The organism is Williamwhitmania sp., assembly GCA_035529935.1.
Classification (GTDB): domain Bacteria; phylum Bacteroidota; class Bacteroidia; order Bacteroidales; family Williamwhitmaniaceae; genus Williamwhitmania.
In genome coordinates, this window is record DATKVT010000163.1 from 1 (window position 1) to 9,253 (window position 9,253).

At 44.5% G+C, this 9,253-nt stretch carries 10 protein-coding genes; 4 read left to right on the top strand and 6 right to left on the bottom strand.

Translation table 11 applies throughout. The annotated features are described in order from the left end of the window. Positions 1–816: 1-deoxy-D-xylulose-5-phosphate synthase N-terminal domain-containing protein (locus tag VMW01_12255; GenBank protein HUW07023.1), on the bottom strand; the 816-nt coding region annotated here is incomplete at its 3' end. Positions 817–1,116: 300 nt separating this feature from the next. On the opposite strand from VMW01_12255, the gene VMW01_12260 reads away from it, so the two are divergent. The 4 genes from VMW01_12260 (at position 1,117) to VMW01_12275 (ending at position 5,588) form a co-directional block, all read left to right on the top strand. Next, the gene (locus VMW01_12260; GenBank protein ID HUW07024.1) at positions 1,117–2,145 is read left to right on the top strand and encodes an OmpA family protein; all 1,029 of its coding nucleotides are present in this window, start codon (positions 1,117–1,119) and stop codon (positions 2,143–2,145) included. Between the two features lie 12 nt (positions 2,146–2,157). Continuing rightward, positions 2,158–3,129, top strand: a complete 972-nt coding sequence (locus VMW01_12265) for a radical SAM protein (protein HUW07025.1) — start codon at positions 2,158–2,160, stop codon at positions 3,127–3,129. A gap of 118 nt (positions 3,130–3,247) precedes the next feature. Then, a complete protein-coding gene (locus VMW01_12270) occupies positions 3,248–4,393 on the top strand; it encodes a serine hydrolase (GenBank protein ID HUW07026.1) in 1,146 nt (381 codons plus the stop codon). 13 nt (positions 4,394–4,406) lie between these two features. Beyond that, a complete protein-coding gene (locus VMW01_12275; protein ID HUW07027.1) occupies positions 4,407–5,588 on the top strand; it encodes a hypothetical protein in 1,182 nt (393 codons plus the stop codon). Positions 5,589–5,613: 25 nt separating this feature from the next. Here VMW01_12275 and frr read toward each other — a convergent pair whose 3' ends face one another. The 5 genes from frr to rpsI all read right to left on the bottom strand — a co-directional run. Then, positions 5,614–6,174 (bottom strand): ribosome recycling factor, encoded by a 561-nt coding sequence (gene frr / locus VMW01_12280; GenBank protein ID HUW07028.1) that lies wholly within the window; start codon positions 6,172–6,174, stop codon positions 5,614–5,616. Between the two features lie 34 nt (positions 6,175–6,208). Then, positions 6,209–6,919: a UMP kinase gene (gene pyrH / locus VMW01_12285; protein ID HUW07029.1), complete on the bottom strand. Its 711-nt coding sequence runs from the start codon at positions 6,917–6,919 to the stop codon at positions 6,209–6,211. An 87-nt stretch (positions 6,920–7,006) separates the two neighbouring features. After that, on the bottom strand, positions 7,007–7,834 hold the full coding sequence (gene tsf / locus VMW01_12290; GenBank protein HUW07030.1) for a translation elongation factor Ts: 828 nt from the start codon (positions 7,832–7,834) through the stop codon (positions 7,007–7,009). A 21-nt stretch (positions 7,835–7,855) separates the two neighbouring features. Beyond that, the gene (rpsB, locus tag VMW01_12295) at positions 7,856–8,728 is read right to left on the bottom strand and encodes a 30S ribosomal protein S2 (protein ID HUW07031.1); all 873 of its coding nucleotides are present in this window, start codon (positions 8,726–8,728) and stop codon (positions 7,856–7,858) included. Positions 8,729–8,869: 141 nt separating this feature from the next. Further along, positions 8,870–9,253: 30S ribosomal protein S9 (gene rpsI, locus VMW01_12300; protein HUW07032.1), on the bottom strand; the 384-nt coding region annotated here is incomplete at its 5' end.

Genomic DNA, 9,253 nt, shown 5'->3' on the forward strand with positions numbered 1-9,253 from the left:
TTTTAAGTCGTTTAGAATCTTAACTAGATACTCCACATCATGGCCGTCCACTGGCCCGAAGTAGCGGAAGTTAAGCGATTCAAACAGGTTGCTCTTGTGCAGCAATGCAGATTTAATGGAACCTTCTACCTTCTGAACAACCCTGCGTGCCTTGGGTCCAAGGTTGTTTAACTTTCCAAGAGCATTCCACACATCGGTTTTAACCTTGTTGTAAGTTTTTGAGGTAGTAATATCAAGAAGGTATTCTTTAAGCGCCCCAACGTTCTGGTCAATAGCCATGTTGTTGTCGTTGAGGATTACCAAGATGTTGGCATTGCTGATGCCCGCATTGTTAAGCGCCTCGAAGGCCATACCCCCAGTCATGGAGCCATCGCCAATGATGGCAACCACCTGCCGGCTTTCTCCTTTTTGTTGGGCAGCAATGGCCATGCCGAGAGCGGCAGAAATGGAAGTTGAGGAGTGACCAACTCCAAAGGCATCATAGATGCTTTCACCTCGTTTGGGAAAGCCGCTTAGTCCATTGTATTTTCTGTTTGTGTGGAACTGTTTACGTCGACCAGTAAGTATCTTATGCCCATAAGCCTGATGTCCCACATCCCAAATCAGCCTATCTTCAGGAGTGTTGAATACGTAATGAAGGGCCACGGTAAGTTCTACCACACCTAGACTTGCACCAAAATGGCCCGGATTTGCCGAAACCGAATCGATTATAAATTCCCTAAGTTCGGAGCAAACTTGCACAAGCTTATCTTCCTCTAACTTCTTTAGGTCGGAGGGGGTATCTATATTTTCCAAAAGAGGATAATGCCCTGACATTTTTTTATGGTTGGAGCAGAGGTAATATGTGGTTTAAACGACTCAGTATATAATCTGTTGCTATACAACAAGCCATATAACAAACTTTAACCATCATTTTTCTGCTTTGTTCAACGGGTTCAAATTTACACATTATTAGCAATAAGCGAATCGGGCCTTGTGGGCCAATTTAAAAAATAGAGCTGTTGTAGAAATCGAATATAGGTGGGAGTAGTTTCCATATCCAATGGTTTTGCGTAATTTTAGAAAATGGTTTAGGTTTGTATTAACATTGAGTTTTTACCATTGAAAAACAGCAATATGAGGAAGTCGATTGGCATTTTAGCAGTTGGGTTAACCAGCATTATTGTCTTCTCTTGCGTTCCTGCAAAAGAGTTTCAGACATTACAGGACAAGAATCAAAAATGTGAAGAGGAACGGGAACGATTTTCTGTTGAGAACCAATCGGTCAACGTGAAAAATCAGGAGCTGCGGAGCAAGGTCGATGTTTTGCAGAAGGAGGTGGACCATCTGGTTGCCGACTCTACGCGCTTAGCACAGGAGAACCTGGCGTTCATGCAAGATAACGAGAATTTGAAAAAACGCTATGCCGATTTGGAGGCGGCTCAAAATGGCTTGCTGAGTAGCAATTCTGTTGAAACCAAAAAGTTACTTAGCCAACTTCAGGAGAATCAAGTTGAACTGCAGCGACGTGAAGACGCGCTTCGGGAGTTGGAGCGTAAGCTCAACCAACGCAAGAGCGATTTGGATAAGATGCAGACCAATCTAACAAAGTTACAGGCTGATTTGGAGTCTAGAAATGCTCGGCTACTTGAGCTGGAAAAGGTGCTGCACCGAAAAGATTCGGTTGTGGCCGCGCTTAAACGAAAAGTCTCTGATGCACTGCTCGGGTTTGAAGGCAAAGGACTTACGGTGAGGGTGCAAAATGGAAAGGTGTATGTATCGCTGGAGGAGAAGTTGCTTTTTAAATCGGGAAGTTGGGAGGTTGATCCCAAGGGTGCCGAGGCCATTAAAAAGTTGTCCGATGTGTTGGTGGCTAACCCCGATATTAACGTAAACATTGAAGGCCACACCGATGATGTACCTTACAAAGGGAAGGGACAAATTACCGATAACTGGGATTTGAGCGTGAAGCGTGCCACCGCTATTGTAAAAATTCTTTTGCAGAATAAGAAGTTAAATCCCAAGCGCGTTGTTGCCAGCGGTAGAAGTGAATATCTGCCAGTTGACCCGGCAAAGACCGCTGAAGCTCGCCAAAAAAACAGACGGACCGAAATTATTCTTACCCCAAAGCTTGACGAGTTGCTTGAGATTCTCGACAACAACTAATTACTATTTTACATGCGACGCTTCTTGGGCATTGCAAAAAGTATTACCCCCATCAGGTTGCTAAACCTTATGGGGGTTTATGTTGGTTATGGCCTCTCTATTCTACTGCGGCGTCCAGTTGTGTTGTCAAGGCCCTCCTTCGTTACAGTTGAGCCTGCTTGTGGCTGCAATTTGGCATGCCCAGAGTGTCCTGTTGGAACTGGCGAATTGCATCGCGGAAAGGGAGCAATGACAATGGAAACGCTAAGGCAAATTCTTGACACCATAGCAAAGCGAGCTGTCTGGGTGAACCTCTATTTTCAGGGCGAACCACTCCTAAATCCGAACTTGACAGAGATGGTCGCGCTCTTTTCGTCCAGACGAATATTTACCTCCATGTCAACCAACGGATTGCTACTAACAGAAGCAATTGCTGATAAACTTGTGAACTCCGGTTTAAAGGAGATTATTTTCTCCATCGATGGAGCAACCGAGGAGGAATACCTTGCCTATCGACGTGGCGGAAGCTTAATGGGAGCATGGAATGCTGTGGCAATGATGGTCGCCGCACGCAAGAGCAGAAGAACTTTATTCCCTCGAATAGTTATTCAGTCACTGGTGACCTCTGCCAACGAGCATAGCTTATCGGTTATTAGGCAGCAGGCATTAGCCGCTGGCGCTGATGCTTTTGAATTTAAAACGCTGCATCTCCATCGTGGCATAGATAGAGAGCATCTGCTACCAAACAATCAACAATATTCACGCTACAACTTTAAAAACAGAAGGTCAATTTTTAATCTACCCTGTTTTCGACTTTGGAGCACCGCGGTAATTTCATGGAATGGCACCCTAGCCCTTTGCTGCATGGACAAGGAGGTTGAGGCGATGGGGTATCTTTCAGTAGATTTGTCGCAAGGGTGGAGGTCTTCATTTTTCAATAGTGCAAGACAAGCCTCATTGTCTGGTGCAGGAACGCCAGATATTTGTAACTATTGTAGTCTTTAGTTGGAAAGGGCCGACTGTTCCACATTTTCTCAAACATTTGCGTTCAGCTAACTTCAAGCATGTGGATTCCGACATAGTGTTATTTCCCTATATTGCAAAAAACCGAAAACCAATTCTCATGCGAAAAATATTAATCATTTTAGGTGCTGCACTATTTGTCTTAGTTGCCGATTTAGCGATTATGCCCTCCACCAGGTATGTTTTTAAGGCGCTGATTTACCAAAAACCCGATATTTACGACGGGGATATTTTTCCCAAAGCCGTTGTTGCATCTTGGGGGAAAGGTCAGGACATCCCACAAAGCAAGATGCCTGAAAAGCCTTTACCTGATTCGCTCCTGAAGCAGCTGGATTCATACAGGACCACCGCATTTATTGTCGTTAAGGACTCCTCGGTTCACTATGAACACTATTTCCTCGATGGTGGTCGCGACTCGTTATCCAATGCGTTTTCGGCAACAAAGAGCATTGTGTCGTTGCTTATTGGTAGTGCTATTTCGGATGGAGCAATTCACTCGGTAGACGACCCTATTTCAACCTATTTGCCAGAGCTAAAAGGCAATGAGCTAGGTGCAGTCCGAATCTCTGATCTACTCTCCATGAGTTCAGGAATTAAGTGGGACGAAGGCTATAGTTCACTGTTTGCCCCTGTAACTAGGGCATACTATGGCACTAATTTGCGTGGCCAGATGCTAGCGCTCACTACTAAGGAGGCTCCGGGAAGAATTTTCGAATACCAGAGCTGTAATACACAGCTGCTCGCCATGGTGCTCGAGGGCGCCACCCATGTAAGCCTCGCGCAATATGCATCTCAAAAACTTTGGAAGCCATTGGGTGCCGTTAGAAGTGCGTTCTGGAGCTTAGATGCGAAGGGTGGAATGCCTAAGGCCTACTGTTGCTTCTATGCCACTGCACGTGATTTTGCAAGGGTGGGGTTGCTGGTATTGAACCATGGAAAATCCAAGAGCAGCGAAACGTTGGTGGACTCCACATACATTGCTCGGATGGTTTTGCCGGATACGTTACTGGTGGACGAGAATGGCAAACAGGTTAATTTCTATGGCTACCAATGGTGGCTTATTCGCTACAAAGGCCATCAGGTATACTATGCCAGAGGTATTTTAGGTCAATATATTTTTGTTGTTCCTTCAGAAAACATGGTTGTAGTAAGGCTTGGTCACGAGCGTAGCAAGCTTAGAACGGAACATCATCCCAACGATATTTTTAGTTATCTTGAGGCCGCATTTGAAATAATTAACAATTAACCTGATTAAGCAAATGGAAAAACTCCGAGTTAAGCTTCTTGCCTTTGCTAACGCTGAGGAGGCTGTTTATACGCGAGGTAAAAAGCGATTTCTAAATATTTTAAATAAGGACCAAGTTGAGTTTGTTGCAGAACGACCGGATATTCTTCTTTTTCTGAGCGGTGGTGCAGAGCGAGCAGCGGTTGCCCAAATTGATGAGTTTAGGTTTTACCTGCTCATAGCCTCTAAGGATGACAACTCCTACGCTGCCGCTACAGAGGTAAAGGCTTGGTGTAATCAGAATCAAATTTCTTCCATGATTTGCGATTTGGAACAGCCAGAGCTGCAGAGTATTGTGGAAGACCTATACCATGTTAAAAATGGATTGCTTCAACTAAAAGGGAAGCGTTTGGGATTAATTGGAAACGTTTCGGACTGGTTGGTTGCAAGCAATGTTTCACCATTTATCTTAAACACAAAGTTAGGCGTAGAACTTGTAAAGCTTGACTGGAGTGAGATTCCATCTCGGGACAACCTTAATGTTCCGGCCTACTTTGCCGAGACCTACAAAGTTGGAACACAGTTGCAGGAAAAGCAAAAGGTGGTTGATGCAGGAAAGGTTTATGAACAGCTGGCCTTAACCATTTCGAAACACACCCTTGATGCCATTACCGTAGAGTGTTTTCCAATGGTAACCGAATGTAAAGTGTCGGCTTGTTTGGCCTTATCGAAATTTAACGGCGACTTGTTTACGGCAGGATGTGAGGGCGACCTTTGCAGCGCCGCAGGCATGATGCTTTCGCGTGAAGTTTGCGGTACGGTTCCTTGGATGGCTAATACGGTTAGCGTGGGTGGTAATATTGGGCTATTTGCACATTGCGCAGTACCCTTGAACTTACTAACAGACTTTGAGTTAGACACTCACTTTGAAACAGACGAAGGGTTAGCTGTTCGAGGAAATATTCACGCCAAACAGGTAACCCTTTTTAGAGTAAACAATACGTTAAGCCAGATTTTTATCACCAAAGCCGTGGTAAAGCGAATACCGAAGTTGAAAGCAGCTTGCAGGACGCAGGTTGAGCTAGTATTATCGAATAGTGCCGTTAGCTATTTTCGAAATAATCCCTTTGGGAATCATCATCTTATTTTGCCGGGCGATTATGTTCAACGATTATCTCTGGCAGCAAAATCATTAAAAATGAACGTCGTAGAATAAAGAAAAGCGGCGAAAGCCGCTTTTCTTATACTGTTAGAATCTCTTTTTCTTTCTTATCGAGGATTTCATCCACGCGCTTCCCAAATTGGTCGGTCAACTTCTGCATTTCGGCTTCAGCATCCTTAGCTATGTCTTCAGCAATACCATCTTTTTGGGCTTTTTTGATGGCTTCGTTGCCTTCTCTACGTGCATTTCTGATGCTAACGCGTGCGTTCTCACCTTCGTGCTTCACCATTTTTACCAAATCCTTACGCCGATCTTCGGTAAGAGCAGGTACGATAATGCGAACTAGCTCTCCATTGTTTTGGGGGGTAAGGTTAAGGTTGGCAACTAAAATTGCGCGCTCAATGGGGTCAATCATCTTTTTTTCCCAGGGTGTAATGGTAATTGTTCTTGCATCGGGCGCAATTACGCTGGCCACCTGGGTTAGGGGGGTCATGGTTCCGTAGTAGTCAACCATCACATTATCGAGAACGTGGGGACTAGCCTTGCCGGCTCTGATGGTAATAAGCTCATTTTCGAGGTGCACAGCGGCTTTTTCCATCTTTTGCCTCGTCTGGTTTAGGATATCCTTTACATCATTCATAACCTGTGGATTTCAGAAGGTTGGCTAAAAATATTCATTTTTTAACTAATGTCCCAATATTTTCGCCCAAAATTACTTTCGAAAGGTTATCGGGCTTATTCATGTCGAAAACAACAATGGGTAGGTTATTCTCTCCGCACATGGTAAATGCGGTAAGATCCATAACCTTTAGCTGCTTGCTGTAGGCCTCTTCAAAAGTGAGGTTGATGTAGCGCGTTGCAGCTGGATCTTTTTCAGGATCGGCGGTGTAAATTCCATCAACACGGGTACCTTTAAGCAAAACATCTGCCTCTATTTCAACACCGCGTAGGGCTGCTGCCGTATCGGTAGTAAAGAATGGGTTGCTTGTGCCACCAGCGAGAATGGCTACAACTCCGTTGTTGAGCAGTTCCCTTGCTTTGTGAGCACTATAGTACTCGCCTACTGGCTCCATTCGAATAGAAGTAAGAACTTTAGCTTTTAATCCGTGGTTTGTCAGCGCTGATTCGAGCGCTAGGCTGTTAATAACGGTGGCAAGCATGCCCATTTGATCTCCAGTTACCCTATCGAACCCCTTGGTGGTACCGGAGAGCCCACGAAAAATATTTCCACCTCCAATAACAATGGCAACCTGTGCTCCGTGGTTTACAGCCGATGCAATTTCTTTACAGTAGGCATTTAGCATGACGGTGCTGATGCCGTAGCCTTGGTCACCTTGTAGCGATTCGCCACTTAGTTTTAGCAGTACCCGCTTATACTTCAGCATTTTTTTGTTTAAAGATATTGAAAAAATCGTTCGATAGCGCGAAAAAAAAGAGGGCAATGAGCCCTCTTTCTATATGAGTGTAAATGGTTAGTCGTTGAGCGTAAATCTCTTGAAGCCGGCAACCTTAACTGCTGGATCTACACCCTTGAGGTATGCATCAACAGTCATTTTGCTGTCCTTAATGAAATCTTGAGACAAAAGGGTGCTATCCTTGAAGAATTTACCAAGTTTACCTTGAGCAATTTTCTCAACTAGATTCTCCGGTTTTCCTTCTAAGCGAACCTGCTCGCGAGCAATATGCAGCTCTTTTTCAATTACCTCAGCGGGGCAGCTATCCTTGTCGATCGCTACCGGGTTCATTGCTGCAACCTGCATGGCAATATCCTTACCTACTTCTATAGGAACAACTTTGGAGAAGGCAACCAAGGTGGCCAACTTGTTGTTCATGTGGATGTAAGGAACGCAGAAAGCGGCTTCCAGTTTTTGGTAGTAAGCCAAGGTGAACTTTTCACCGGTAATTCCAGATTTCTCGGTAACCAGGTCTCCAATAGTTTTTCCACCAGCATTGAGTGCAAGAAGACTATTGAGGTCTGCAGGAGTATTAGTGAGAGCGATATCAAGAATTTGGTTAGCCAGAGCGATGAAATCAGCGTTTTTAGCAACGAAATCGGTTTCGCAAGCTAGGCAGATTACAACGCCCTTTTTGTTGTCAGCAGACACCTTGGAGAAAACAACACCTTCGGTTGCTTCACGGTCGGCGCGCTTGCTGGCAATGAGCTTGCCTTTTTCGCGAATTATTTCCTGCGCTCTTTCATAATCGCCGTTAGCTTCTTCCAGCGCCTTCTTGCAGTCCATCATTCCGGCGCCGGTCATCTTTCTTAATTTCGCAACATCGGCGGCACTAATTTGAGCCATGTTATTTCGTTTTAATTAAGTTTAAGATTCTTCTTCCTCAACTGAATTTTCAACCTCTTCGGCTTTTACTTCAGCAACCTCTTCGGCTTTATCTTCAGTCTCGCCCTCAACCTCTTCTTTTTTTGGCGCATTTTTCCGAGCTCTGGTCTTAACGCCTTCAACTTTCTTTTCCTTAGGTTGATCGTCAGTGTCCTTGTCCTTTTCGGCTTTTCTTTCCTCTAGACCTTCTTGGATAGCTTTTGCTACAAGTTCTACGATAAGAGCGATGGACTTAGATGCATCGTCGTTGGCAGGAATTACGAAATCGATCGGTGTTGGATCACAGCAGGTATCAACCATTGCAAATACAGGGATGTTTAGCCTTTTGGCTTCCCTTACAGCAATGTATTCTTTCTGTACGTCGATTACGAAAAGCGCTGCAGGAAGGCGGGTTAAGTCAGAAATAGAACCTAAGTTTTTTTCTAGCTTAGCGCGCTGACGAGCAACCTGAAGTCTTTCTCTCTTGGAGAGGTTATTGAAGGTTCCATCGCTGAACAACTTGTCAATATTGGCCATTTTTTTAACGGCCTTACGAATGGTGGGGAAGTTGGTAAGCATACCACCGGGCCAGCGCTCGGTAACATATGGCATGTTTACTTGCTTAATTTTTTCAGAAACAATATCTTTTGCCTGTTTCTTGGTTGCAACAAACAGAATCTTCCGACCTGATTTTGCAATTTGCTTAAGAGCATTGGCTGCTTCGTCAACCTTAACGGCAGTTTTGTGCAGATCGATAATGTGAATACCGTTACGCTCCATGAAAATGTAAGGAGCCATTTTGGGATTCCATTTCCTTTTTAAGTGGCCGAAATGTACACCGGCATCGAGTAATTCTTGGAAATTTGTACGTGGCATTTTTTATTTTTTTTAAAGTTCAATTATCAGGTAGCAAGCAGTCTTGGTCCCGATAATTTTATTCCCATTTGCAACCTTCTGGTAGTGCTTCTAAAGCAGTCCTGAAAGTTTTGCTCTGCTTGAAAGGATAAAAAGAAAAGATTAACGTTTAGAGAACTGGAATCTCTTTCTTGCCTTTGGTTGGCCAGGTTTCTTACGCTCTACTTCGCGTGGGTCACGGGTCATCAGACCGTGCTGCTTCAGAACGGGACGGAACTCTGGATTAATTTCAACCAAGGCTCTAGAAATACCAAGACGAAGCGCTTCTGCTTGTCCCTTAACTCCTCCGCCTTCAAGGTTTACCTTGATGTCGAACTTGTTTTCATTGCTAGTAAGCATTAGGGGCTGGTTAACAATGTACTGTAAAACTTTCGATGGGAAGTATACTTCCATCGGCTTGCTGTTTACAGTAATTACCCCCTTGCCATCAGCAACGTAAACACGAGCAACCGCTGCTTTTCTCCTTCCGGTAGTGTTGATAACGTC

Bases quoted from the DNA above. Each gene is read 5' to 3' on its own strand.
- VMW01_12260 (HUW07024.1), top strand. From the start codon at position 1,117: ATGAGGAAGTCGATTGGCATTTTAGCAGTTGGGTTAACCAGCATTATT.
- VMW01_12265 (HUW07025.1), top strand. From the start codon at position 2,158: ATGCGACGCTTCTTGGGCATTGCAAAAAGTATTACCCCCATCAGGTTG.
- VMW01_12270 (HUW07026.1), top strand. From the start codon at position 3,248: ATGCGAAAAATATTAATCATTTTAGGTGCTGCACTATTTGTCTTAGTT.
- VMW01_12275 (HUW07027.1), top strand. From the start codon at position 4,407: ATGGAAAAACTCCGAGTTAAGCTTCTTGCCTTTGCTAACGCTGAGGAG.
- frr (HUW07028.1), bottom strand. From the start codon at position 6,174: ATGAATGATGTAAAGGATATCCTAAACCAGACGAGGCAAAAGATGGAA.
- pyrH (HUW07029.1), bottom strand. From the start codon at position 6,919: ATGCTGAAGTATAAGCGGGTACTGCTAAAACTAAGTGGCGAATCGCTA.
- tsf (HUW07030.1), bottom strand. From the start codon at position 7,834: ATGGCTCAAATTAGTGCCGCCGATGTTGCGAAATTAAGAAAGATGACC.
- rpsB (HUW07031.1), bottom strand. From the start codon at position 8,728: ATGCCACGTACAAATTTCCAAGAATTACTCGATGCCGGTGTACATTTC.